Origin of the sequence: Proteus sp. G2675 (assembly GCF_963886535.1) — a bacterium.
Classification (GTDB): domain Bacteria; phylum Pseudomonadota; class Gammaproteobacteria; order Enterobacterales; family Enterobacteriaceae; genus Proteus; species Proteus mirabilis.
The window spans coordinates 1-25,412 of the sequence record NZ_CAWPCB010000002.1; the positions used below are offsets into that span (position 1 = coordinate 1).

General features: G+C 32.3%; 21 protein-coding genes and 2 pseudogenes. 10 read left to right on the plus strand and 13 right to left on the minus strand.

Annotated elements, in window-relative coordinates:
• Both AACQ49_RS00015 and AACQ49_RS00020 read right to left on the minus strand, forming a co-directional pair.
• Nucleotides 1-1,434: pseudogene (locus tag AACQ49_RS00015) on the minus strand (beta strand repeat-containing protein); the annotation flags it as partial.
• A gap of 82 nt (nucleotides 1,435-1,516) precedes the next feature.
• Nucleotides 1,517-1,822 (minus strand): helix-turn-helix domain-containing protein, encoded by a 306-nt coding sequence (locus AACQ49_RS00020; RefSeq protein WP_004244870.1) that lies wholly within the window; start codon nucleotides 1,820-1,822, stop codon nucleotides 1,517-1,519.
• 829 nt (nucleotides 1,823-2,651) lie between these two features.
• Between AACQ49_RS00020 and AACQ49_RS00025 the strand changes: the two genes are divergently transcribed.
• Nucleotides 2,652-3,254: a helix-turn-helix domain-containing protein gene (locus tag AACQ49_RS00025; RefSeq protein ID WP_229049442.1), complete on the plus strand. Its 603-nt coding sequence runs from the start codon at nucleotides 2,652-2,654 to the stop codon at nucleotides 3,252-3,254.
• On the opposite strand, the gene AACQ49_RS00030 is transcribed toward AACQ49_RS00025, so the two are convergent.
• From AACQ49_RS00030 to AACQ49_RS00075, 10 genes are all read right to left on the minus strand, one after another.
• Nucleotides 3,228-4,085 (minus strand): helix-turn-helix domain-containing protein, encoded by an 858-nt coding sequence (locus tag AACQ49_RS00030; RefSeq protein WP_004244872.1) that lies wholly within the window; start codon nucleotides 4,083-4,085, stop codon nucleotides 3,228-3,230. The genes AACQ49_RS00025 and AACQ49_RS00030 overlap by 27 nt on opposite strands.
• Nucleotides 4,086-4,423: 338 nt before the next feature.
• On the minus strand, nucleotides 4,424-5,575 hold the full coding sequence (locus AACQ49_RS00035) for an adhesin (protein ID WP_074561802.1): 1,152 nt from the start codon (nucleotides 5,573-5,575) through the stop codon (nucleotides 4,424-4,426).
• Between the two features lie 12 nt (nucleotides 5,576-5,587).
• Nucleotides 5,588-6,103, minus strand: coding sequence for a fimbrial protein (locus AACQ49_RS00040; RefSeq protein ID WP_036900794.1), 516 nt, complete (start codon nucleotides 6,101-6,103; stop codon nucleotides 5,588-5,590).
• 20 nt (nucleotides 6,104-6,123) lie between these two features.
• The gene (locus tag AACQ49_RS00045; protein ID WP_012367545.1) at nucleotides 6,124-6,657 is read right to left on the minus strand and encodes a fimbrial protein; all 534 of its coding nucleotides are present in this window, start codon (nucleotides 6,655-6,657) and stop codon (nucleotides 6,124-6,126) included.
• Complete coding sequence (locus AACQ49_RS00050; RefSeq protein ID WP_074561803.1) at nucleotides 6,650-7,078, minus strand: fimbrial protein; 429 nt, start codon at nucleotides 7,076-7,078, stop codon at nucleotides 6,650-6,652. Before AACQ49_RS00050 ends, AACQ49_RS00045 begins: the two co-directional genes overlap by 8 nt.
• Nucleotides 7,079-7,109: 31 nt before the next feature.
• Complete coding sequence (locus tag AACQ49_RS00055) at nucleotides 7,110-7,841, minus strand: fimbrial biogenesis chaperone (RefSeq protein WP_004247352.1); 732 nt, start codon at nucleotides 7,839-7,841, stop codon at nucleotides 7,110-7,112.
• 35 nt (nucleotides 7,842-7,876) lie between these two features.
• Entirely contained in the window at nucleotides 7,877-10,399 is a 2,523-nt protein-coding gene (locus AACQ49_RS00060; RefSeq protein WP_004247351.1) for a fimbria/pilus outer membrane usher protein, read from the minus strand.
• Nucleotides 10,400-10,459: 60 nt separating this feature from the next.
• Nucleotides 10,460-11,032, minus strand: coding sequence for a fimbrial protein (locus AACQ49_RS00065; protein ID WP_004252419.1), 573 nt, complete (start codon nucleotides 11,030-11,032; stop codon nucleotides 10,460-10,462).
• 188 nt (nucleotides 11,033-11,220) lie between these two features.
• Nucleotides 11,221-11,781 carry a fimbrial protein gene (locus tag AACQ49_RS00070; RefSeq protein WP_049219041.1) on the minus strand — a complete coding sequence of 187 codons (561 nt, stop codon included), beginning with the start codon at nucleotides 11,779-11,781 and terminating at the stop codon, nucleotides 11,221-11,223.
• A 144-nt stretch (nucleotides 11,782-11,925) separates the two neighbouring features.
• The gene (locus tag AACQ49_RS00075; RefSeq protein WP_004247348.1) at nucleotides 11,926-12,210 is read right to left on the minus strand and encodes a helix-turn-helix domain-containing protein; all 285 of its coding nucleotides are present in this window, start codon (nucleotides 12,208-12,210) and stop codon (nucleotides 11,926-11,928) included.
• 640 nt (nucleotides 12,211-12,850) lie between these two features.
• Here AACQ49_RS00075 and AACQ49_RS00080 point away from each other — a divergent pair.
• From AACQ49_RS00080 to AACQ49_RS00115, 8 genes are all read left to right on the plus strand, one after another.
• Nucleotides 12,851-13,675 carry a winged helix-turn-helix domain-containing protein gene (locus tag AACQ49_RS00080; RefSeq protein ID WP_036919879.1) on the plus strand — a complete coding sequence of 275 codons (825 nt, stop codon included), beginning with the start codon at nucleotides 12,851-12,853 and terminating at the stop codon, nucleotides 13,673-13,675.
• Nucleotides 13,672-14,124, plus strand: coding sequence for a hypothetical protein (locus tag AACQ49_RS00085; RefSeq protein WP_004244887.1), 453 nt, complete (start codon nucleotides 13,672-13,674; stop codon nucleotides 14,122-14,124). The genes AACQ49_RS00080 and AACQ49_RS00085 overlap by 4 nt, the downstream gene beginning before the upstream one ends.
• A gap of 162 nt (nucleotides 14,125-14,286) precedes the next feature.
• Nucleotides 14,287-15,255, plus strand: a complete 969-nt coding sequence (gene treR / locus AACQ49_RS00090; protein ID WP_161778827.1) for a trehalose operon repressor TreR — start codon at nucleotides 14,287-14,289, stop codon at nucleotides 15,253-15,255.
• A 118-nt stretch (nucleotides 15,256-15,373) separates the two neighbouring features.
• Nucleotides 15,374-16,795, plus strand: a complete 1,422-nt coding sequence (gene treB / locus AACQ49_RS00095) for a PTS trehalose transporter subunit IIBC (protein ID WP_036919874.1) — start codon at nucleotides 15,374-15,376, stop codon at nucleotides 16,793-16,795.
• A gap of 25 nt (nucleotides 16,796-16,820) precedes the next feature.
• On the plus strand, nucleotides 16,821-19,538 hold the full coding sequence (locus AACQ49_RS00100) for a glycoside hydrolase family 65 protein (RefSeq protein WP_049219043.1): 2,718 nt from the start codon (nucleotides 16,821-16,823) through the stop codon (nucleotides 19,536-19,538).
• Nucleotides 19,531-20,175, plus strand: a complete 645-nt coding sequence (gene pgmB, locus AACQ49_RS00105; protein ID WP_004252426.1) for a beta-phosphoglucomutase — start codon at nucleotides 19,531-19,533, stop codon at nucleotides 20,173-20,175. The genes AACQ49_RS00100 and pgmB overlap by 8 nt, the downstream gene beginning before the upstream one ends.
• Before the next feature lie 54 nt (nucleotides 20,176-20,229).
• Nucleotides 20,230-21,615: a carbohydrate porin gene (locus AACQ49_RS00110; RefSeq protein WP_004247343.1), complete on the plus strand. Its 1,386-nt coding sequence runs from the start codon at nucleotides 20,230-20,232 to the stop codon at nucleotides 21,613-21,615.
• Nucleotides 21,616-21,983: 368 nt separating this feature from the next.
• The gene (locus AACQ49_RS00115) at nucleotides 21,984-23,240 is read left to right on the plus strand and encodes a Zn-dependent hydrolase (protein WP_004247342.1); all 1,257 of its coding nucleotides are present in this window, start codon (nucleotides 21,984-21,986) and stop codon (nucleotides 23,238-23,240) included.
• Here AACQ49_RS00115 and AACQ49_RS00120 read toward each other — a convergent pair.
• Nucleotides 23,234-24,118, minus strand: a complete 885-nt coding sequence (locus tag AACQ49_RS00120) for a helix-turn-helix domain-containing protein (RefSeq protein ID WP_004244894.1) — start codon at nucleotides 24,116-24,118, stop codon at nucleotides 23,234-23,236. The genes AACQ49_RS00115 and AACQ49_RS00120 overlap by 7 nt on opposite strands.
• A gap of 466 nt (nucleotides 24,119-24,584) precedes the next feature.
• Between AACQ49_RS00120 and AACQ49_RS00125 the strand changes: the two are divergent.
• Nucleotides 24,585-25,412, plus strand: a pseudogene (locus AACQ49_RS00125) (metalloprotease); the annotation flags it as partial.

Consider the following 25,412-nt stretch of genomic DNA (forward strand, 5'->3'; position numbering starts at 1 on the left):
CGGATCAGTAATTTCTGCGGTAACAGAATAATTACCGTCTGCTGTCACTTTATCTGCGGGGATTGTCACATCGGCTTTACCTGCCGTCACTTCATCTGCAGTCAGTGTGTGTTCAACAGTGTCGGTTGAGCCGTCTGGTTTGGTAATAGTGAGTGTCAGTGTGTCACCTGCCGCACTCCCCCCCGGTACAGTCACTTCGGTCTGTACGCCATCTTTTAGCTCGTCAGCATTTACCCCGTCAGTGGCTTCTGGAATGGTCACTACCGGCGTGGTATCCACCACACCATCACCATCTGTATCGCCCGGGATTTGTCCATCAACAGCAAAATCTACTTTGTTTCCTGGTTTGGCTGGATTATTGCCTTGAGTTAAGCTGACATCGACACTGTTTTGGCCGTTTTGTACCGCATCTTTAGGAATATCAATCGAAATCTTACCTGCAGCAACATCATCTTTAGTTACAGTGTATGTAATCGTTTCTGTAGTATTATCTGGACGAGTGACCGTTAAGGTGATTTCCGCCCCTTCAACCGTACCCGCTGGCAAAGTAACTTCTGCTTGTAAACCGTCTTTCAGCTCTTCTGCATTCGCATAACCATCGTCAACTTCTGGAATGCTTAAAACAGGCATATCTGATACGGGATCAGGTTTGGCTGTTACAGTAACATCATCACTTTTATTACCACTCGGATCTTTCGCACTTGCGGTAACATCACTATTATCTTTTATCTTATCATTAGGGATAGTGACTTGATTGTTATCTGTATCAGGAATTAATTCAGGATCACTTGATGTCCAGCCATTATCTCCCTTTTCTAATGTGACAGTATTTGAATTACCATCCTCATCTTCAAAAGTAACATCTACAGAATCACCTTTATTGGCATCTTTTGGTAAATCGATAGAAACAGAACCATCATCTTCAGCAGTTAATCCTGGCTTACTCGGCGCGGTAATATCAGCCTCATTACCTTTATTATTGTCACCACCATGATTTCTATTAGCTAAAAAGATCGCTAATGCACTACCGATTGAACCAGCAACCCATAAAAATAGACCAATTCCATCATCATTATCAGAAAGAGTACCTGTTTCACCAGCAACTAAATGTTCTAAAACAGGACCATCTTGAGTAATAGTTGCTTGTCCCATTACACCATTTGAATCTAAAACATTTAAAGTGGCGTAACATTGTTGTTCCCCTGGTTGGCATTCTTGCCAAAAATCTTTAATAACAACTTCTATATTTTGTTCTTTACTAGATAAAATAAGATCATCCGATTTACGATGCGCTTGAATATCTAATGGAGAAAGTTGAGTATCTGAATCAATTAACTGATACACATCCCCTGCTTTCGCCGTTATAGTATGCTTAGCATGAGGTTGTAATTGTACTTTCTCGTTTGAATTCTTTTCAAAAAAGATTATATTCATATATAACTCTCGTATAAAATGTCTCTAAATTAATTTAGAGGCTATCTAATGTAATACTGCTAACATCTATAAATATCTACCTTTACTTTCTATGACCTATCCTTCTCCTATTATTTATTTCAATAAATTCAAATTGACATAAATTATTATCAACAATAGAAAATGAAGATGTTTCTTTCTCTATCAATTTAATAAAATGAATCATTGGAATATCAAAAAAAGCGCATACTCTAAGTAGGAAAGATACACTCCATTGAACTTCTCCTCGCTCAATCCGTGAAAGGTGCTGTTGACTTATTCCAAAGGCTTTTGCCAATTCGCATCCTGACAGCAAAGAACGTTTTCTTAAAAATTTAATCTCTCGGCCTAAAATCTTATTTATGTCCATAAAAATACCAACATAAGGTTTTAAAAAATACCAAGATAAAATAACCAATTGTTTTAATTATATTTTTTACATGAAAACAACATTACTCTTTTTACTCTCACCTACTGATATCTCTTAACATATACATCTACCCATAACTAAAACAATCCAAATAAGAGTAGCAATACTCTATTTATGAGAACTTTACGCTTTTAATAGAATTCTTTTAAGCCAACAAAATGATAAATTAATCACCCATTATGATAATTAACAAAATGATAAAATTAGACCAAAAAAGCAAAAGATAAATAATAACAATTAACATCTTTAACATAAAAAAACACCAAAAATGTTAAAACAACCTTTTTACTTAATATAAAATTCCCAAAAAAGATAAAGATATATGGAGGATCTAAAAACTCTCTAAAATAAATAGGAAAAAATAAAGTAACAAATACCTCACAGAAAAATAATGCAATATGATAAAAAATAACCCAATTAGATAATTAAATCTAAAAACGTTATTTTTTAATTTATTTATTTCCATCAACATGATAATAATTTATTTACAAAAGCTTATAAATTAATAATTTTGTTTATTGTTAAATATACAAACAAAAATAAACCATTTAATATTAGATTAGGAAGCAAAAGAATTTAATATGAATGCCTATATAGATAATACTTTAAAATTTAAAAACATTATTTTCTCTAACCACATTCTTTTGTTAATTAGAAAAGATTGTGAAATATCCATAACAAAAGATAATGTTAAATATCAAATAGATAACGACAGTATCGTTTTTATAAAAAAAATTCAGCATTAGATATTATCTTAGGAAAAAATAAAATGCCTGAATTTATATTTTTATCTCATGAAGTTATGATGGAAGTATTAAAAATTACTATTAACAATAAAAAAGAGGAAGTTACTCAAGATAATAATAAAGATAGCTTTATAAAACAAGCAAATCATGAAGATATTCTATTTTTCAATAGATTAAAAAATAAATTTAATGATGAAGTCATTACAAATAACAAAACTTCGCTTAGTCAGATACTAAAAATCGCATATTTACTGTTAAACTTTGATATACCTAACCTTATATTAAAATCAAAACCAGAATTAACATCAGTAAAAGTAAAAGATATTATTATTAGTGACTTACAACATAGCTGGTCTCTAAAAGAGATTAGTAGTAAATTATTTATTAGTGAGTCTTCATTACGAAAAAAACTTGAAGCAGAAAAAACTAATTTTATGACTTTATTAACAACGGTAAGAATGGCACACGCAATGAATCTTCTGGCTACAACAAATTTAACAATAGGACAGATATCTTCATTGTCTGGGTATAAAAATACTTCCTATTTTATTAAAAAATTCAAGAAGTATTATAAAAGCTCTCCGAAAAAACTTAAATGTCTAAATTATAGGGATAAGATAATTTAAAGAACAAATGTTTTTATCTAATTTACCTGAATTAAATATTTCTATATCATAGCCATCTCTTCTCTTGGCTTGCAATAGCGGTAATTCTCTCATATAGATAATATTGGATAAAATCATATAATCTTCCCAAGAGCCTAAAAATGAAAATAGATAATACTTTAGACCTTCTTTATTAAAGGAAAAATTATAATCATGAATATATTTTATATTATATTTTACAGTAATTTTATTTTTAACTTTACTACTAAGGAAATAATTATAAGATACACACAAATTATCATTTGATGAATCAACAAGACTTTTTATTATTTCAATCTGTTTTTTATTTTTATAGCCTAGCCCCTCTATTGCAATATTTGACTTAAAGTCAAAAGGAATAGAAATATCAAAAAACTTAAAATCATCAGAATTATTATCAAGCAATCTATCTTTTGATAAATAAATTAACTGACAATTTATTTTTTTAAAATCAAATACTTTATGTTGAGGTCGATAATATCTAAAATCCCAAAATTTACTTTTTCTATAAAATTCAGGCGTTACCTTAAAATATCGTTTAAAAGCTCTTGAAAAATTCTGCTGAGAAGTAAAAGAGTAATCATTAGATATTTCTGATATAGAATACCGAGTTAATTTAAGCAAAATAGCTGACATAGATAACTTTCTAGACAAAATATATTTAGCAATAGTTGATTTTGTTTTATGCAGAAATAGATCTTGAAAATATCTTTGACTATAACCAGATTTTTTTATTACATCTATTGTTGATATTGGTTTAGTCAGATTATCTTCTATCCAATCAAGGATATCGTTAATTATTTTATCATGCATTTTTTATCCTCTTTAAAATATATTTTTATAGTATTATAATTGTGCTATTTCATTATTATTTATCAAAACCGCTATAGTATCTAATTTTAAATCAATATTTTTACATTATAGCCCAAATAAACCATTATAGTTCAATTAATAAAAATTATTTATAAAATCATTTTTATCAATAAGTTAATTAATCCCAAAAAATTTTAATACGTTACAATCGTATTATTTATAAATTTAATCACTCTATTTCAAAAAAAATAAGCCTCTACTTATCCTAATGATAAATAGAGACTTATTCAGATAATTATATGAAAATATCTATCAATTATATGCTAAATCATAATATGTCAATCAAACGTAGCGATTAGCCAAGCTGAACCTTTATAATCTCCAGCTATCGCATTTGTTCCTTGAAGATGGCTGGTTATCTTAATTGTTCTCAAATCATTAATGTCAATTTTAAAATCTTTACCTTTTTGCCCGGTTATTTCATCTGTCATGGTCAATTCACTATAAATTTTATTATTGCTGTTTTGGGTACTCACCATCGGTAATCTTTTTTGAGGATCGTTATCAGTTATATAATCGAGACGTAATCTCACTTTTGTTGCTTTTGAAAAAACACAATTATAAGTTACACTTTCTGTAACTAAGCTGTCATAATTTAATGTATTGAGTTGCCCATGCTTTAAATTTAAAGTACTTACTTGTCCTGTACTTGTTACTGTTTTACAAGAAGAAGTTACGTTTAATTGTGATGCTGCTAATCGCATAGGAACAGTGACATCATTCAATGCCCAAGAATTTTGAGGAGGACTCGTTCCTGATCGTGTAAATGCACGAACATAACCTCCTAGATCCATTTCAGGTATAGGTAGCTGAGAATCAATAACCATATCATTTATATAAAATGTCACACTGATTGGAAATTGTACAGTAAATTCACTGGCATGAGCAGTTAATGTTGGTGTAGCCTGTTCACAAACAGATCCTCTTATATTTACCCAATTCAACATTTGAGTATCAATGGTCATTACCAAATTACTATTAATACGATATGCCATATGGCCTTCTATATTGGTACCAGCCATAGGTACATATGTAAACAAGCGATGATATGCATTATTCCAAGAAATATTTGTTGAAGCATGTCCCCAAGTAAGCCCGATGCACTGAACAATCCCCGATACACTTACACTAGATGGTGTATTATTGATCACAATCGTATTACCAACTTTATAATAGTTTTTACCATCTGTACCTTTCACTGGATTTAATGCAATAGGACTGTTACTTGCCAATTTAATCATATAGCCAGTATTTATATCTTGAATTCTTGGCGCATAATCTGCAATAGCAATAGATGTAAATATAAAATTAATAAAAAAAACACTTAATAATATTAAGAAATAAATTAGGTCATTTAATAAAGGTATTTTTACATTATTTAATGCTATTTCTTTTTTCCACGAGGAAAATTTATGTATTAGTTTCAACATAAAAAATATCCATTAGTTATAAGTCACTGAAATAGTAACTATTGAATTGAACTTCCCTAGTTTTAATTGATTAATAGGCACTGTATTTACTAACTGAGCTTGTAAGTCAACACGATAAAGAGTTGAATTAATTCGTTCTGGATTGATTTTATGCTTTTTACTTGTTTCCAGTGAACGAATAGTTCCACCAGTCACTTCATTAATATCTATACCTAACCCATCCGTACTTGTTGCTAATATATTTTTTCCTTTATATAAAAGCGTACTTCCTCCTTTTGGGTTTAAAACAATGGCTAATGTATTATTAAAATTACAGTCTGATATATAAAGTGAAAAATCTTTTACCACAGGAGATTTAGTCAGTGAAGATATCGTCAATGTATCAAAACCAATTTTTAATGGAGCACTACCATTTTCACTACGTATATTACAAACAGGTTCAACCATTGTTGCAGATATATTAATAAAAATATCAGCATTACATACTAGAGAAATAAATAATAAAGCTACACCCAATAAATTTTTCATTTTATTTAGCCATATTAGCACTATTCATACTCCACATTAAAAGTTACGATACTGGAAAATTCACCAATCTTAATTTCTCCTATTGCTGGCTTACGGACAAAAACACCAAACTCAAATTGTTGTGAACCATCAACAACACTTACATCTCCAATTGTCATCGGTTTATTCCATATAACAGACCTTCCATTATTATCAATAATTCCTAATAGTGCTCCACTATCCCCTTTAGTAATAAGAAAATGATTACCATCGATATCAACTAATTCGTTACTTTTCCAGGTTAATTTAATACTTTTCTGTAAGTCAGTTTCACTACACTTATCAATCGCAATCGTGAAATGAGTCACTTTACTAATTTCATTTTCATTAATAAATTGCCAACGTAGATTGTGTAAAGTAACTTTTTTATTTATTGATTCTGAAGCGACTTGGCATGCAACACTGATTAACTCACCGCTAAATTCAACATCTAAATTATTGGCCGCTAATGCTTGAGACTGCCAATTACATATTGTTAAAGAAATAAGCCCTAGAAATTTCACCATCTTATTCATAACTTACCTCTAAACGTAATATATGTTGATCTTTCATTAAGGTGGGTAAATATATTGGATTATTGCCATTGTGTAATGAAAGTGAATAATCTTCAGAAAATAGCCTTCGTTGTATATCATAATAACGAATACTTGCAGGAGTATTTGCTGTTACATCAAATAAGTTTATGGTGCGATAATCTTTTCCAGCTCCACATCCAATCAAACTTAAATTATTATCAAAAGATAAATTACAAGGCGCATTAAACAGAGTGGCTCTCACTTGAACTACTCCTTGATGTAATGACTCATAAACTGATTGTTTTGTCGTAGTACTCACGATAGAACTTTCGGCTATAATAAATTGACTGAATGCACAGCCAACAATGAGTAAAAGCACTTTGAACCATTTGGCTATTTTAAAAACGTGATATTTACTCATTACTTTTCCTATATTCCAATATTGTTAAGAATTATTGTTCACCAGTTACCACACAGGTATCACCTTGGCAACGAAATACCAACGATGGTTTACCACCATAATCATTAATATAAGTAAGATAAGGTGTAGATAATATAGAAGACGCAATATCATGAGTCGATTTAGGTGGCACCATGACAACATCAAAAGGATTTTTTTCAGCGGCTGCTTTACTATTTCCAAATCCAATTATTGTTAAATTAAAAGGCGTTATATTATTAACTCGGTAGCCTTGAGCCGTTTTGGTTAATGTCACTTTATGTGTCCATTTAGTTTCTGCTTCAGATAAAATACTATTTGGACGATAAAATAGTTTTACACGAGATTGCAAAGCAATTTGTAATGTATTGCCATCTGTTGATTTCGGTGGTACTTCACGTAAATTAAAATAAAATACCGACTCTCTATCTTGTGGTAATTTATGTAATTCTGGTGTTGTACTTAACCTAACTAAACTATAACTATTTGGCTCGATTCTCTGTAATGGAGGCGTTGCTAAAATAGCACCTTTAGTTAATTTATTCCCCTGCAAATCTTCTATCCAACTTTGTGCGAGATAAGCTTCTTCAGGATTATCATTAGAAATAGTAATATTAATTGACTTTTCCGTTCCAGGGAAAATAATACGCGTTCTATCTAATGTCACAGCACTATGTGCCGCCATCGAAATAAATATGGAATACCCAACAAGAATACAATATAACCCACGACTAAAATTAAACATAACTAACCTCACAATATAAAACATTTAATTAATAATTAATTTTCTGTAATTTTTGATATAGTAGGTGAAGAGCAAGGTAGCAATAACATGCTAGTTGGCGATGCTAAATCTTCAGGAAGTGACAACTCACATTGTTTTTTCCCTGCCCAATAAACAGATAGTTTTTCTTTTGATGAAATGCCTACTAGCCATGTCACACCATCTTCACCAACAATACCCAACTCACGATTATCCGCATTACGTACACTTGCCCCAAAAGGCGGTTTCTTACCATCATTTAGGGATATAATGGCAAACAACTTTTCCCCTTTCATTACTGATAAACTGCGATACCCTATCGCCCCTTTAGTCAAGGTAATATCAGTTGTTGATTCTAGCGTTTCTATATTTTCAGGTAGCTGACTGGTATTAATAGAAACCGTAGATTTACGATAACTATTAACATTAGGAATAACTGCAAGTCCAAAGTAATTAGTTTTGATAACGCCACTATCTAGAGGTACATCACCAACCCCTGGTGTTTCAATCATTAAACGAGTATCACCATTAGCTGAACGATGCAACGCAATACCTTGAGTTGTAGCTGTAATACCACTGTTAATTGATGCACCAACACTACGATATTGTTGTGGTACATAACTTGCGTTAGCAGATAAGTTAGCTTGAGAAAAGTCGCGAGAATAATAACCACTGATACTTGATTGGCTATCAATTTCTTCTCCATGACTATAGCCCACATTCAGACTATAATTATCGCGATCACTATAACCACTATAACTTGCTCTATGGCTATATTGATTACTTTTACCAATACGAGAATATGATTCAGAAAATGAAATGCTATGGCCTTTATATAATGGTATTGTTAAATACAGATTAATAGCATCATCTTGATAACCACTATCTCGTTCAGTTCTGGTTGCTGATAAAGATATATTCGCATTTTGCTGAGATAACATTGGAATACTGATATTAGTACTTGCGTATAAACCATATTGTGTTTGAGGTTTATCTTGCCAATAGGTACTATATTGATAATTTAGTGATATATTAAAATTATCAAAATACTTGTTTATATAAATTTGATAGTTCTCTTTTGGAGAGCGAATATCATAACCAGTACGACGTTGATCCATAAACTGAGTTAATGTGCGATAATCTCTAGCAGCAAATCGATACCCAGCAAAAGTAATATCCGTGCGTAGTGCATCAAAAGATTTTGCATAATTAAGACGATAAGAACGCCCTTTTATTTTTTTATCAGTAAAACGTGCAAAAGACTGAGTAATATCAAGTGATAATGCCCCAAAAGAAAATAGATCCCGTCCTATACCAATCGCCGTTGCCTGATAATCGCTGTTAAATTGTGTTCCCCCATATAACGACCAAGCATTAGATAGACCATAGGAGAATTCACCACTGAATACGGGTTTACCTGTTAAATGATGTCCATCATAACGAGTTTTACCCATCACTAATTTATAGATCAGACGGCCAGGGCGAGTTAAATAAGGTAATGAGGCAGTACTGATACTAAATTTTTTCTCTTCTCCATTTTCTTCACGGATTGTGATATCGAGTATCCCTCGAACACCACTATCTAAAGTTTGAATACGAAATGGTCCAGGGGGTACTGTTGTTTCAAGGAGCACTCGATTTTGGCTACGAACAATCACTGTTGCATTGGTATCTGCTACACCTGTGATCTCTGGTGCATACCCCACTAATTTGGGAGGTAGCATGCGATCATCACTTTCTAATGAAATACCGCTGTATTGCCATGATTCAAAAACATCTGAGTAAAAATAATTTTCTCCAATAGTTAAAATTGAAGCCAATTTTTTCAAGGAGGTAAAACCATAAAGACGGCTAAAATCAAAATCGTGTATTTCTTGTGATTGTCTGCCACCCCGCTTTTTTTGATAGATGGCACTATAATCACCACGAAAGCGCCAAACACCTAAATTAATACCCGCAGTACCATTAGTGGACAAATAAGTACGTTTATCCCCCTCTTTTTCTTCGGTGATTGAAACATTAGCGCTGTAATCAAGGAAAGCACCATTAATTCCTTCTTCCCATAATGCAGGAGGAGTCCAATAAGGATCTCTATATTCCATCCATAATTGGGGGATCGTTATTTTGAGTGATAGTGTTGGGAGATCAATAACTGTTTGCATTCCTTTCAAAACAGAAAGATCAAGGCATTGACTATTAGGGTATACAGTCACTTTTGGTTTTACAGACTCTTTTAAACCAATAGAATCAAGTAAGTCAGCAGGTATACAGATAGCTTGTGTTTGCGTTTTTTGCTCTAAAACCGTGATATCGCGAGGTGCGCCTAAACGTTGTCCATTAACAAAAACTGTTAATACATAATCACCAGGGGGAACATAGCCAGCAATGGAAAATTGGCTCATATCGATATTTTGTATATCTTCTGCATCTAACACATCGATATTGAATTCTGTAGCATAAGCAGAAAACACACTAATACTCATTGTCAATAATACGACTTGCCTTAACTGATTGAGTTCAAATATCATACTATTCACCATCCCCATCCTAGAGGTAATAAAATACTTTATTCATTAGAGCCTAAGAAAATGCATCTACCTTTATTGATAATGGATAAAAAAACGAACCAGTCCTTGGTAATCTCCAGCTCGTAAAGGTTCTCCGGTGAGTTCTAGCCTAAGGAAGTAACGCAGATAGAGGATTTGTCCCGATTTATCTTGTCGTAATACGCTATCGAATAAAGGATATGTTTCTCCTGGTATTAATGCATTTTTATTATTATCTAGAACAGAAACCCCTAAACCTTTAGATGAGCCTTGCAAGATAAATGCATTGATATTACTTACGCTCTGTCCATCAAAACGTATCATCCATGTTTTGCTGTCAATTGACGTGTAAATGCTGCCACAGTCACGAAGTTCTATTTCAAATGGTAAAGTCTGCTGTTCGCGTTTTTCTTTGCTTGATAACATAGCTAAAGTTAAAGAAGAAAAATCAACCGTTTGATAACGATTTGACATTACAATAGAACAAGGAGTTGAGATAACACTACCCACTAGATAAGTACTTCCCTCATGCTCAATAACTTTAGGATCGAAAGCCAATGCTGTACTAGAAATAAGTGACAAAAGACTGCCAATTAATTGCAATCCTATACGTCGATAAATAGCCACTTTCTTCTCCATTATATAAATAGAATCTTCAGCTTTAGCTGGTTTATTTCTAAGTTAATAAAAAACCCATTGATATATAAAATAAAACCAACAAAATTAATATAAAAAATAATAAATTAAAAAATTCTTATTCAAGAGATAAAATTGACTGCCAGCATTTTATTTACTAACAGTCAATTTAATTCATATTACTGATAAGTTATACGGAAATTAGAAATTGCACTAAATTTACCTTCAGAAACATCTTTACTTGCATCAACAGCTTTAGCAAGAGCTTTAAAGGTTAATACATTATCACCCTTTAGATTTGTAATACTTGGTAAAATATCTTTTGCTTTTCCAAACTCAAAACCATCAATTAAAATTCCCAAGTTATTTGTATTACCAGCAGAAGTAGCCAATAATGTATTTGCTGTGTCAGCATAATTTTGTCCAGTAAAGACAAGTTCCATTGATTTAACCGGAACAGGCTTACCACTAGTGGCATCTATACCAAAATTAGTAAAATCACAACCTGTAAATTCAATATCAAAATCAGCCTCAACCATTTTACCACTTTCTAAGGCTTTACGAGAAAGTTGACCAAACTCAACTGTTTGTTTCAGTGAAGATTGAGCAATATTACAAGGCGTATTTACAACAGAACCCGTAAATGTGATAACACCTGTATTAGAATTATCAGCCATAGCATTTAAAGAAATAGCGGAAGTAGCTAATAGAACAGTTAATGCTATTTTATTAAATTTCATACATCATTTCCTTTATATTTGACTATTTTAGTATTTACCGACATTGAGATAGGCTATCTCATAAAAGAATATCCTTATTCACGCATCCCTATTAAAAATATAAATATCCATATTGGAATCTTGTCCATAGAATTTAATTAAAAGCTAATCATCAGAAATAATTTTAAATTTATCACTAATGATAACTTTTAATAGATATTGAATATTAAGATCTAGAACATCAGATATTAACAATAGCTTTTCAAAGCTTATTTTTGACTCTGCTGTTTCATATCTAGATACCTGCTGTTGACTGACATTTAACTTTTTAGCTAAATCTTCACCTGTTAGTCCTATCGCTTTTCTTTTTGAACGGATCTCTTTCCCTAAGTATTGATGAATAGCTTTAGTATCGTAAGTTTTATCAATTTCGTATTTTTCTCTTTCCATAATCTATTTTCTATTAGCTTTATAAAAATGGGATATATCATGCTAAAATACGAGCATGCCAGTTACTGCTTTATGATTGTATTTTATTAAAACTAACTTTTAACTTTGTTTCGCAATGTTGTTGATGCAATAAATGCTACATGAGTTATTACAATGCGTGTTAGCAAAAAAACTACAAAACTCACAAAATTCACAAAAAATAACATAAATATCAACACGTTAGATAAAAACAAAAATCGACTTAATTGATTTATTTAACTTTAATTTTAGAAGTAATTTTACTCATTTTTAAATAAATTTAATTCCAATACCAATTTATTTATAAAAGCTTTCCACTAATTCCCAGAGTAACCCCCCCATTATAAATAAATTTAAATAATGGTAATTCCTAAAGATTATAGAGACTTATAATATTAAATAATAAAAGTCACATAGTTAATCTATACGAATAAATAAATAGATATCTTACTTTATTTGTTACCAGTAAGTTTCTAATTGTTATTTAAATGTATTAAAATGCGATAAACAAATTTTTTAGTTTTTTTAACTTGAAAAAATAATTTTTTAGCTTTATATATAAAAAATACTCCTTTTCTAGCATTAAGAAGAATAAATATCCAAATGACGTATTGGCGGCACTATGTATCTAATTAATGATGACATTATATTTTATAGCGATAAAAATTTATTATTTTCAAAAAAACTCAATAAAGAAAAGAAAATTTTAGCACCTTCATCTAAAATGCTAATACATCTTATTACCGTTAATGAATTAGTTACGCAACGAGAATTATTTAGAATTGGCTGGGGAGATAAAGAAAAATTTATAACTAATAGTGCTTTCTATCAAAATATTCTTTTATTAAGAAAAGCATTTAATGAGCTAGATATCGATGATGAGATTGTCATCACCGTTCCTCGAAAAGGGTATATCATTAATCACAATATTAGTATTGAAAAACTATCTGACAATAATATTCAAGATATAAAATTAATCAATGAACATAAAATTAGTGATATTCCTCACATAAAAAAAGAAATAGAAGAAGATATAAATACGAATATTAATAATAAAGATCATTCTTTATCATCAATAAAAAAAACAAGCATATCTTTATCAAAAAAGAAATTATTTATTATTATATTTACATTGATAGTCTTATTTTTTGTTGTTATTTTTACTTTTAATTACCTAGATAGTAGAAAGCATAAATTATATAACTATAGTAACTGCGGAACATATAAAAAATATAATTTATTTTGTAATAAAGAAATATTAAATGAGGAAAAAGAAAATTTAATTGATAATTATATTTCTAGTTATTCAGATTATAATTTCATCTATATAACTGAAAGTGATTCTTATTCACGAACATCATTAATATTATGTAAAAAAAAGTTTAGTCCTATTAATTTCTTGCATAATCAATGTGTGTCTATTTATGTATTGGATAATAAAAAATGAAAAAATATAGTGCTATTAGTGTATTAGTTATCATTTTAAGTTTAATGATTTATTTTAGTTTTTACTTCAATCAAGAAAAAGAAAATGTAATAAATTGTGAAGCAAAGTTAATTATTTATGATAAAGAGGATACTAAAGCTAATTTAGAATTAATGTTTACTTTAGGGGAGGAGCAAGGATGGGCAAGTATTCGAGGTGTTATTGATTATAACGGCGATTTGATCCCAGTGTATAGAAAATCTTTTTTTGATATAACCAAACTGAAAACTAGCTACAAGCTAGCATCTACACAGATCCTTATTAACGATAATAACAGTGAAATTATCAATAAAATAATTCCCAATTTATATGTAAAAGAAGGTTGGCAAAGAAGTCTTTCTGTTTTTAGTCAAAACGATGGTGGTTATTTATTCTCATCTAACAATGTATACTCATTTTATTGTTATTAGTATACAAAAAAGACAAATATAAAATTCTCTTTTTTACGATTGTGGTAGTATCTGCGTACAATTTTTAGACTAAATCAAACAGTAAAAGAATCACTTGTGGAAAACAACCTGCTAAAACTACAATAACTTTATCACACAGCAGATAAATACAGAAAAACGCTCATGACAGATACTAATAAAAAAAAGTTAACAATCAATGATATAGCCAAACTTTGTGGTGTGGGCAAATCGACTGTTTCAAGAGTACTTAATCAAGATCCTATGGTTAATGAAGAAACAAGGAAAAAAGTTAACTCAATTATTGAGAAATATAAATTCACGCCGTCAAAATCTGCACGAGCAATGCGGGGATACTCTAATCGTTCTTTTGGTATTATCGTCACTCGCCTAGATTCTTATGCGGAAAATCAAGCAGTTAGTGCCATATTACCTATCCTTTATCAAAACAACATTGACCCTATTATTTTAGAAAGCCAATTTAGCCAAGCCAAAGTAGAAGAAAACTTAAAAATGCTCGCCCACCAGAAAATCGATGGCGTAATATTATTTGCATTTTCAGGGATCAATTCGGCTAACTTAGCAAGTTGGAAACAAAAAATGGTTGTTATAGCAAGACCACTAGAAGGTTTTGTTTCCATTTGTCATGACGATGAACGAGCTGTTAACGCTTTAATGCATTATTTCCATCGAGACAAACATTATCAACATATAAGTTTTATCGGGATCCAAATTAATGATGAAACAACGGGTTTATTACGTTATCAAACTTATCTTCAATATTGCCAGCAACATCAATTAATATCTCAAGCTCAACTTGGTGAACTTAATTATCAAAGTGGCTATTTACTTGCCAAACAAGCATTAGCAAGCAAGCCTCAAGCTATTTTATGTGCGACCGACTCACTGGCCTTTGGTGTACAAAAATATTTAGCCGAACAGAAAATAGATCATATTGAGGTGGCCTGTATCGGTCGTAATGATCTACTCACCTTTTTATTTCCTCAAACTAAATTCTATCGATTAGGTTTTAGAGAAAGTGGACAAGAAGCTGCTAACATATTGATACAAATGCTAGAAAAAAATATTCCTGCACAAAAAATCATTATATCAAGTCATGACTTAAACCCATGATCAAATAAATTAATGATCATTAACTGTGATCTTTATCTTGTTATGGGAACGTTCCCATTGGATAAAAAGAAAGATCTCGATATATTAAAAATAACCCTACTATTATGAGAATATTAATATGTCGATACCTCAAAACAACCAAGCCATTGAAGAGTTAATTACTCTTGTTGGAGGTTCAGATAATGTTATTAGCGTTTCACACTGTCTAACCAGATTACGTTTTGTTCTGAATGATCCCAATCTTGCTGATATAGATAAAATTAAAAAAATATCTTTTGTTAAAGGCTGTTTTAATAATGCGGGTCAATTTCAAGTTATTGTTGGTATGGATGTTGATATCTACTATAAATTATTAATTGATAAGCTTTCATTAAAAGCTAAATCTAAAGATGATATAAAATCTGATGCGAAAAAGAATATGGGATCCTGGCAAAAGCTGATTGCCAATTTAGCCGAAATTTTTGTTCCATTATTACCTATCTTAATTTGCGGCGGTTTATTGTTAGGATTAAGAAATGTTATTGGCGAAATGCCTATATCAGATAATAAACCCCTCACTTATTTTTATCCTTGGTTAACGCCAATATATGATTTTCTCTGGTTACCTTGTGAAGCCATCTTCCATTTTCTGCCTGTAAGTATTTGCTGGTCGAGTGTAAAAAAGATGGGTGGTACACCTGCACTAGGTATCGTACTAGGTATAACCTTAGTTTCTCCACAGCTAATGAATGCTTACAATTTAGGTTCACAAATTCCTGAGGTTTGGAATTTTGGTTTATTTACTATTGAGAAAGTAGGTTATCAAGCCCAAGTGATCCCTTCGATTTTAGCGGGACTATTTCTGGGATGGTTTGAGACTAAATTACGTCGTTTTATCCCTGATTACCTAAAATTAGTTATTGTGCCGATTGTAACCCTTATTGTCGCCGTTTTTGTTGCCCATGTTATTTTAGGCCCTATCGGTAGAAGCATAGGTGATGGTCTCGCCCAACTGATCAAGTTTTTAATGTTAGGTGATTTTGCCCCTATTGGTTCAACTATTTTTGCCTTTTTCTATTCCCCCATGGTGATCACCGGCTTACATCACACAACGTTAGCGATAGATTTACAAATGACTCAAAGTTATGGCGGTACACCTATTTGGCCGATTATCGCTCTGTCTAATATTGCTCAAGCATCCGCCGTTGTAGGCATTATTATCGTTAGCCGCAAATTAAATGAACAAGAAATTACTATTCCGGCAGCTATCTCTGCTTATTTAGGTGTGACAGAGCCAGCCATGTATGGCGTCAACTTAAAATATGGCTTTCCTATGCTGTGCGCCATGATTGGCGCTGCGCTAGCGGGTTTGATTTGTGGATTAAATAATGTGCTATCTAATGGTATTGGTGTCGGCGGATTACCCGGTATTTTATCTATCCAACCTACTTATTGGTTAGTTTATTTATTGGCAATGATAGTGGCTATTGTCGTCCCTATTGGATTAACCATTCTGGTCTATCGCTATAAAGAAAAAGCAGGCACCTTGCAAGTCGATTAATTTAATCTCAAACTAAAGGTTAAACATGAATTATATCTCTGTTATTCTTTCTGATACTGATATCACCATTAAATATCTTTCAGAAAAAAGCCATTATTCATTTAATACCACAAATAGCCATTACCTTGATTGGCTAAATATGGCTAAAGCTATTAATCATAAATTTAAATCTGCTCAAGGTGGTTTGATATATTCGATAAGTAATAAATTGGATAGCGCTATTATTAAAACCATTGATAATAAAGTAATAAATTTATCAAATTTCTTTACTGAAATATTTAATAAACCTTTTATTTATATCAATAAAGCGCAGCTTGAACATCATCATGATTTAGAAGAAAAAATGGTTACAGTTGCCAATAACTTTGCTTGGTCAATTGAATATTCAGGCTTAGAAACAGGAAAAGATGAATATTGCCAAGAGTCTCTCTTAACTACGGCCAATGGTTATATTGGGTTAAGAGGAACTTTGCCCGAAATGACTATAAGTGATGAGCACTACCCTGCTACCTATATTGCTGGCCTATATAATCAAGCAAGTTCACAAATAGAAAACCATCAGGTGATTAATGAAGATTTTGTTAATGCACCTAATGGACAATTTATTTCTCTTAAAATTGGTAAGGGAGAATATCTTCATCCAAAGCAACTGATAACACACCATTTAACACGTCATTTAGATTTGAAAACGGGTGTATTCACTAGCCAATGGCGTGTAGAAACCCCTGAAGGACAGCAACTTGATATTCATTGTACAAAATTTGCCAATATGGCTGATATGTCACATTACGCCATTTTATATACCTTTAAACCATTAAATTTCTCAGATGAGATAACGGTTATAACTCGCCTAGAAGGAAATACTTATAATTACGGTGTACAACGCTACCGTAGCCTTAATCCCCATCATTATCATGTGCTACAAACTGGAGCGAATAAGCAACACGCATTTATATTAGCTCAAACAGATCAGTCAAAAATAGGGATCGGATTATCGTCAACAATCAGGGGGGATTTCTTTGCAAATGAAGATATTGTTTGTCATGTTTCAGATACGCTTGTTGAACAAACCATCACCTTCAACGCTCAACAAAATACCACCTATCAACTTGAAAAATGTGTTGCTGTAACAACCTCTACGGCTTACCCAGACTCATGGCAAGATGTGGTTAATTGGGAACAACAACCTTTACACAGCCAATTGATAAATAGCCAAAAAGCGTGGAAAACGTTATGGGATAGTGCCGATATCTCGATTTCTGGCGATCTGATGACCCAAAAATTACTACGCTTACATACCTTCCATTTACTGTCATCCGCATCACCATTTAGCAATCAGCAACATCAATTAGATGTTTCAGTCACCGCCCGAGGGTTACACGGGGAAGCTTATCGAGGCCATATTTTCTGGGATGAGATCTTTATTCTGCCATTTTATATTATGCACTTCCCTGAAACCGCACGCCAACTATTACTATATCGTTACCACAGGCTACCTGCTGCGCGTCTTGCGGCACGAGCAGAAGGATTTCAAGGTGCTATGTTCCCTTGGCAATCAGGGCATGATGGTAGTGAGCAAACCCAGACACTGCATTTAAACCCCTTATCAGGGCAATGGGATGCCGACCATAGTTGTCGTCAACGTCATGTCTCATTAGCGATTGCCTATAATGTGTGGCTATATTGGCTAAATACTCATGATCACCAATTTATGGAACAGTATGGACTTGAACTACTCAATGACATTACCTTGTTCTGGTTAGACCAATGTCAGTGGGATGAAGGCGATCAACGTTTTCATATTAATGGAGTTATGGGGCCGGATGAATTTCATGAGAAATACGCAGACTCACTTGAAGGTGGCTTAAAAGATAACGCATACACTAATTTAATGGTGGTTTGGTTGTTTAATCAAATAGAGATGTTCATAAACAATGATCGTTTTTCTAAAAAATTACAACAGCTAAACAGCCAATCTAGCGTTTTCAATAAAATACAAGAAGTTAAAAATCGTATTGCTATCAATATTGATGCTCATGAAATTATTGAACAGTTCTCAGGTTATTTTCAATTAAAAGATCTGGATTGGGAAAGCTATCGAAAAAAATACGGCAATATCTATCGTATGGATAGAATTTTGCGTAAAGAAAATAAATCTGCCGATGATTACAAAGTAGCTAAACAAGCAGATACCCTGATGTTATTTAATAACTTAGATAAACAAACCGTACATTCCCTAATTACCTCTCTTGGTTATTCAGTTTCTAAGCACTTTGCTGAAAAAAATCTACATTACTATTTAGAAAGAACCTCTCATGGTTCCACACTGTCACGCATTGTCCATGCTTATCTCGCAGAACAAATACAGTTACATGATTTGTCATGGCAACTTTATCAAGATGCTCTTTATTCAGATTATAATGATATTCAAGGTGGAACAACTGCCGAAGGTATTCATACTGGTGTCATGGCGGCAACATTAAATACCACCATCATGGCTTATGCCGGTGTTGATATTCGTCAGGATATGCTGACCATCACCCCTTCTCTCCCTCAACAATGGCAAAAGCTAAGCTTTAAATTATTGCATCGCTCTACTTTATATCAAATTAATCTCACTCATAAAGAAATTAGTATTTTAAGTGATAAGCCCAGTACTATTTTAATTAACCATCAAACGCATAAGCTAACCGCCAATACGTTATTAGTATTAAATTTAAATGGAGACACGCAAAATGACTAAAGGTCTTATTTTTGATCTGGATGGCGTAATTGTTGATACCGCCAATTACCACTATATTGCGTGGAAAAAACTATCTAATGAAATAGGAATTGATTTTGACAAAGAGTTTAACCATTTATTAAAAGGAATAAGTCGAATTGAGTCATTAGAGCTTATTTTATCTCATGGTAATAAAAGTGATGTTTATTCTGCGGATGAAAAAAAATCATTAACAGAAACAAAAAATAAATATTATCTTGAGTTATTAAATAATATTACTCCAAAAGATATTTTACCGGGTGTTTTAGATCTAATAGAACAAGCAAACAATAATCACATTCCTTGTGCTATTGCATCAGCTTCAGAAAATGCCCCAACCATATTAGAAAAATTAGGCATTAAGCATTATTTTAAGGCAATTGTTGATCCTAAAACACTCAAAAAAGGCAAGCCCGATCCTGAAATATTTTTGCGTGCGGCTGAGTTTATTCACATTCCACCACATTTATGTATCGGATTTGAAGACTCGATTGCTGGAATACAATCGATTAAACAAGCGGGCATGTATGCAATTGGCGTTACTGCTGATGGCCCCTTACCAGAAGCAGATTTAGCTGTTCACTCATTAACTGAAATAGATATTCATTCACTTTTTTAATAAAAAAACATGGGGATAATAAACCTCCATTATTCCCGATATAAGGAATAAACAATGAACATCAAACACCTTGCGATAGCGACTTGTATCGGCATTGCCGTGCCGACAATTGCTCACGCCAATACAAATGAATTATCGATAGAACAACGTTTAGCTCGACTAGAAGAGAGAACGTTAGCCGCTGAAAAAAGAGCTGAGTTAGCAGAGCAACGTGCCGCTAAGTTAGAAAATGCGTTAAAACAAAATCAGGCGCTTAATAACAATCTATCACAAACTAGCGAAACTATAACTGCGCCACCGTCATCGCTGATAGAAACAAATACCGGTTATGGAAAACTCAAGTTATATGGTGATGTTGAATTTAATACAGATATTGCAAGTAAAAAAGGCCAGCTAACCTCCATTAATATGCGCTCAGGTAAAGAAAAAGACTATGGCGATTATGATAAATGGGGGATCAATGGGCGTATATTAATTGGCTTAGACGGAGAGCGCCTATTAGATAATAAAAATTATGCAGGCTTCACTGTTCAACCACTGGCAAATATTGATGGTAAGGTATCTCTCGACGATGCCGCTTTTTATTTTGGTAAAAAAGAGCGTTGGCAATTTAAGTTAGGTCGTTATGAAGCTTATGACATGTTCCCGCTTAATCAGGATACTTTTGTTGAATATTCAGGCAACACTGCAAATGATACTTATAGTGATGGTTTTGGTTATATCTACATGATGAAAGAAGGTCGAGGGAGAAGCAATAGCGGTGGTAGCATGATGTTTAATAGCCAATATAATAATTGGTATTTTGAAACTAATTTATTAATTGAAGATGGAACGTCTATTTTTGCTAACAAGGAATATCACGGAAATAAACTATATAATAATAAAAATGTTATTTATTTTCGTCCAGTTATTGCATGGAATAACAATAATTTTAAAGTTGCTGTAGCCTTAGAAAAAAATATTATCAATAATGCTTATGGTTATGATGATAAAAAAACGGGTGAATTTAGAGATCAATCCAAACGCAACGGTTATGGATTAACTTTAGGCTGGAGCAATCTACAACAAAATCCTGAAAATGGTGTCACAATAAATTGGAATACCGCTTATTTAGACGCTAACGATGAGAACGACTTTACAACAGGTACTAATATTTTATGGCGTAAATTACAATTAGGCTATATCTATGCCCATAATAATATTAAGTCATATACTATTAATAGTGATGATGATAACAATAATGATATTATATTTGGCCCAGGAAAATATAATATCCACACTCTCTATTCCTCATATGAATTACCTAATATTTTAGATATGGATAATTTTAAAATCTATTTAGGTGCATATTATTCTGTTATTAATGGTAAAGATATTGAAATAGAAAATAGCGATAAAGATCGTTATGGTGTAAGAGCACGTTTTAAATACTTCTTCTAGATTTAATTATTAATATATTGGATGAGAATATCATCCAATATACCCCATGAGAATAATTTTCATTTATATTAAAAATAAGAAAGATTAATATCAGTACAACATCTTATTTTATTTATCTTTTATAACATCTTTAACACAATAATGATTCATTTATGAAATAAGTCAGAAATATATCTCTTTTTAATTACGCCCTATCTCACAGAATATAAAATCCCTCTTATTTACCATTGACGAAATAAATTCTGAGCAGTAAATATAATAAGTAACGATTATAAAAATAGCAGACCATCTATAAAAGATGGCTTTTTTAATCTTTTATTTGTCTCATTTTTTAGACAGTTTTACAGAAAACACCGGAGAATAACCTTATGACTCAACCAATTACAGCAACAGACTTTTCAATTAATGATATGAAAACATTAATTGAAACAATGCAAATATATAAAAAAGATAACCATGACAAAGGGATAACACGTATTGCCTATAGCGAAGAAGATGAAGCAGCCCATCTCTATCTTGCTAGTGTAATGAAAGAGGCAGGCCTTGAAGTCTATCGTGACGGTATTGGCACACTCTACGCTCGCTTACCGGGGCAAGATAGAACATTACCCGCCGTAGGAACAGGCTCTCACCTTGATACCGTTCCCCAAGGGGGCGCTTATGATGGCGCCTTAGGAGTTATTGCTGGTTTTTATGCTTTGATGCAATACAAACCACAACAACTGAAACGTGATCTAGAGTTAATTGTATTCCGAGCAGAAGAATCGAGCCGATTTGGGTTTTCATGTATCGGAAGTAAAGTGCTAACAGGAAAAATTGACCGTACTCGATGGGAACAAAATAGAGATGATGAAGGTAATAATTTCTTTGATGTTTTAAAATCCCTTGGTTATCAGCATGAAAACTTAGATCAATGTTTACTTAAATCAGACCGTTATAGTGCATTTGTTGAATTACATATTGAACAAGGTAAACGTCTAGAAAACGATCAAAAAACAATTGGAATTGTCAATGGTATCGCTGCGCCAACACGCTTTTCAGTCACCGTAAATGGCCATGCAGACCACTCTGGTGCAACGCCAATGTATCAACGTCAAGATGCATTAGTGGCGAGTGCGGGTATTATTACTGATATCAATCATGCTGCCTGTACGGAAGCGGTATACGGCACCGTAGGTACCATTGGTAAACTTAATGTCATACCAAACTCGATGAACGTTATTCCAGGACAAGTAAAATTCTCCGTGGATATTCGTGGTATTGATACGGACAGTATTCAACGTGTTGTACAGCGTTTAACAAACAGTGTTGAGAAAGCAGAAAAAGATTTTGGTGTAAAAATAATAGTGCAACCTATTTCGGCTGAATCACCAGTAAAACTGGATGACTCAATTTGCCAAGTTATTGAAAATATTTGTCAAAAACACGATATCAATTATATGACTATGTTAAGTGGTGCCGGTCATGACTCAATGAATATGGCATCTTTATACCCGACAGCGATGATTTTTACCCCCTCTGTTGCGGGGATTAGTCATCACCCAGATGAATTTACGGAGTTTAGTGATATTGCAATAGCTGCAGATATCTTAGCGGAAACATTAGGTGTTCTAGCTAATCAATAATGACTGATAATCTCTTTTAGGCGTGTAATGGCATCATCATTTTTTATTGCTTTTGCCCATAACGTATCAAACAGAGATTGATATTGGAATATTGCTTCTGTTGATGAAGATACTGTCGCAATACCCGTACTTACATTAGGAAATTCACCTAAACGAAATGGACTAACCGCTAAAGAGAGAGGTGCTTTGTTTTGATAAAACAATTGAAAGGTTAAAGATGGCATCGTATCTGAAATAATCGCAATATTAAGATGACTATTTTTTTGCTCTAACTTTTCAATTAAATGGCTGATTTCTTGTTTTGCGCGTTGTTTTCTTTCTTGTTGAATGGCTTTACTTACATTAACAGAGCCTAGCATACCAACATAAAGAAATTTTTCGATTTGCTGCTGGCTAATTAGATTATAAATATGCGGTGAGTGTAATGATTGATGCTTTTTACGCTCTTTTAAAATAGATAAAACTTCTTGTTGCTTCTTTGTTAGCGCATTTTCAGGAGAGGCTTCTGTTAACATTTCGACAAGCGTTTTATCATAACAATCAGAGGTTAATAAATAAGAAAAGGGTTCGAAATGGGTATAAATATGGGAAGATTGCGTTTCAAGTTGGCGCATTCGTTCAAAAAAACCATTAGCGCTAGAGTAATACTCCGTATTAATACCTAATAAGCTACTTAATGAGGTGTTAAGTAATCGAGCAAGATTATCTAATGTCTCAATTTTAACGATTTCACCCTTTTCTAATCGATAGACAGCGGCACGGGAGATCCCTAAACTTTCAGCTACATCTTCAGCTTTTAATGAGGAGGCAATACGATAAGCACGCAGTCGATGACCAATGGACAAGTAATCTATCTTTTCTCTTGATATATAAGACATTTTATTATTGCTCCACCAAAGACAAAGGGTGTGTATAAAAAATAGACATCAAATAATTTAACCATATATAGTTTAAAGGAAATAGATAATAAAAAATATTACCTTCTTCACATAGAAATCAAACAAGTCGCAGTAGTACCTAGCAGATAACATAAATTATGGTTTTAAATTAGATGTTATCAAAACGATAGCCTCACCAGGGAACTATCATAATAATAAATAGAAAAGGCACTGTAATCATATTGCAGTGCCTTTTCTATTTAACAGGAAACATATTATCTTATTAACAATACAATCAACTAATAATATAACAACATAATAATGTAACAAAATACTGACATGTGTTTTTTCAAAAAGAAATAAAAAATTAAAAACACAATAATTAGCAAATTATTAAATAATAAAAATGCAAACTATTTATAATAAGCACACAAATAGTTTATTTTTAAATAATAAAGGATATTATATGGAATTAATAAAAAACACTAAAAAACCGACTGTTTTCTATTTATCTGAAGGGATTATATCAACAGGGGTTATATCTGGCTGGCCTAAAAATTCAACAGATGGAACAACACATCTCACCTATACATTTCCTAATTACAGTGATCGGTCAGAAAATATAAGAAAGAAATACCCGATAACAGAAAGTCAAAAAAAAGAAACGCTAAAGAATATCGCAGAGTATTACAAATTAGATTATGAAATAAAGGAAAGAAAAAAAGAACTAGAAGCCATTAAAGATAGTGAGGATCCCAAAAAAAGAATTCAGGAAATAAATGAAGATATAAAATTAAAGACCGAGAGAAGATACGAGATAAAAAAAGGCATACCTTTATATTTTTCCGTTACAACAATGACGATATTTCCTCATCAACAAGAAGTTGTCACAGAAATTTTACAATTGGCTTCAGATTTCGCAGACCTTACTTTTACTAGAGTACCTATACAAAAAAATGCCAATTTAAAGTTTGGCTATTACAAGCAGTTTGCAACTGGTTATTATATGACGAGAGAAACAGTAGGCTTTGCTAGTAAGCCTAACTATAATGGTACACCTATAAAAGAGATCGGGCAAAATGAAAGTTATGATTTCTCTGGGAGCATATTTATTAATTTAGCTTCTCATGATTTTTATCAATGGGTCAAACGGGATAATCTTGATAAATATATAGAAAATGAGGCCAATATCGGCGATTTATATAATTACCATGATAATAATCAAGTTGCTATAATAAAAAGTACGGATGTGTTACTCAACGAAACAATGAAAAGTAAACACAAACTAGGATCA

Excerpts from the sequence above, each read along its gene's own strand:
- AACQ49_RS00020 (WP_004244870.1), bottom strand. The coding sequence starts at position 1,822 with ATGGACATAAATAAGATTTTAGGCCGAGAGATTAAATTTTTAAGAAAA.
- AACQ49_RS00025 (WP_229049442.1), top strand. The coding sequence starts at position 2,652 with ATGCCTGAATTTATATTTTTATCTCATGAAGTTATGATGGAAGTATTA.
- AACQ49_RS00030 (WP_004244872.1), bottom strand. The coding sequence starts at position 4,085 with ATGCATGATAAAATAATTAACGATATCCTTGATTGGATAGAAGATAAT.
- AACQ49_RS00035 (WP_074561802.1), bottom strand. The coding sequence starts at position 5,575 with ATGTTGAAACTAATACATAAATTTTCCTCGTGGAAAAAAGAAATAGCA.
- AACQ49_RS00040 (WP_036900794.1), bottom strand. The coding sequence starts at position 6,103 with ATGAAAAATTTATTGGGTGTAGCTTTATTATTTATTTCTCTAGTATGT.
- AACQ49_RS00045 (WP_012367545.1), bottom strand. The coding sequence starts at position 6,657 with ATGAATAAGATGGTGAAATTTCTAGGGCTTATTTCTTTAACAATATGT.
- AACQ49_RS00050 (WP_074561803.1), bottom strand. The coding sequence starts at position 7,078 with ATGAGTAAATATCACGTTTTTAAAATAGCCAAATGGTTCAAAGTGCTT.
- AACQ49_RS00055 (WP_004247352.1), bottom strand. The coding sequence starts at position 7,841 with ATGTTTAATTTTAGTCGTGGGTTATATTGTATTCTTGTTGGGTATTCC.
- AACQ49_RS00060 (WP_004247351.1), bottom strand. The coding sequence starts at position 10,399 with ATGGTGAATAGTATGATATTTGAACTCAATCAGTTAAGGCAAGTCGTA.
- AACQ49_RS00070 (WP_049219041.1), bottom strand. The coding sequence starts at position 11,781 with ATGAAATTTAATAAAATAGCATTAACTGTTCTATTAGCTACTTCCGCT.
- AACQ49_RS00075 (WP_004247348.1), bottom strand. The coding sequence starts at position 12,210 with ATGGAAAGAGAAAAATACGAAATTGATAAAACTTACGATACTAAAGCT.
- AACQ49_RS00080 (WP_036919879.1), top strand. The coding sequence starts at position 12,851 with ATGTATCTAATTAATGATGACATTATATTTTATAGCGATAAAAATTTA.
- AACQ49_RS00085 (WP_004244887.1), top strand. The coding sequence starts at position 13,672 with ATGAAAAAATATAGTGCTATTAGTGTATTAGTTATCATTTTAAGTTTA.
- treR (WP_161778827.1), top strand. The coding sequence starts at position 14,287 with ATGACAGATACTAATAAAAAAAAGTTAACAATCAATGATATAGCCAAA.
- treB (WP_036919874.1), top strand. The coding sequence starts at position 15,374 with ATGTCGATACCTCAAAACAACCAAGCCATTGAAGAGTTAATTACTCTT.
- AACQ49_RS00100 (WP_049219043.1), top strand. The coding sequence starts at position 16,821 with ATGAATTATATCTCTGTTATTCTTTCTGATACTGATATCACCATTAAA.
- pgmB (WP_004252426.1), top strand. The coding sequence starts at position 19,531 with ATGACTAAAGGTCTTATTTTTGATCTGGATGGCGTAATTGTTGATACC.
- AACQ49_RS00110 (WP_004247343.1), top strand. The coding sequence starts at position 20,230 with ATGAACATCAAACACCTTGCGATAGCGACTTGTATCGGCATTGCCGTG.
- AACQ49_RS00115 (WP_004247342.1), top strand. The coding sequence starts at position 21,984 with ATGACTCAACCAATTACAGCAACAGACTTTTCAATTAATGATATGAAA.
- AACQ49_RS00120 (WP_004244894.1), bottom strand. The coding sequence starts at position 24,118 with ATGTCTTATATATCAAGAGAAAAGATAGATTACTTGTCCATTGGTCAT.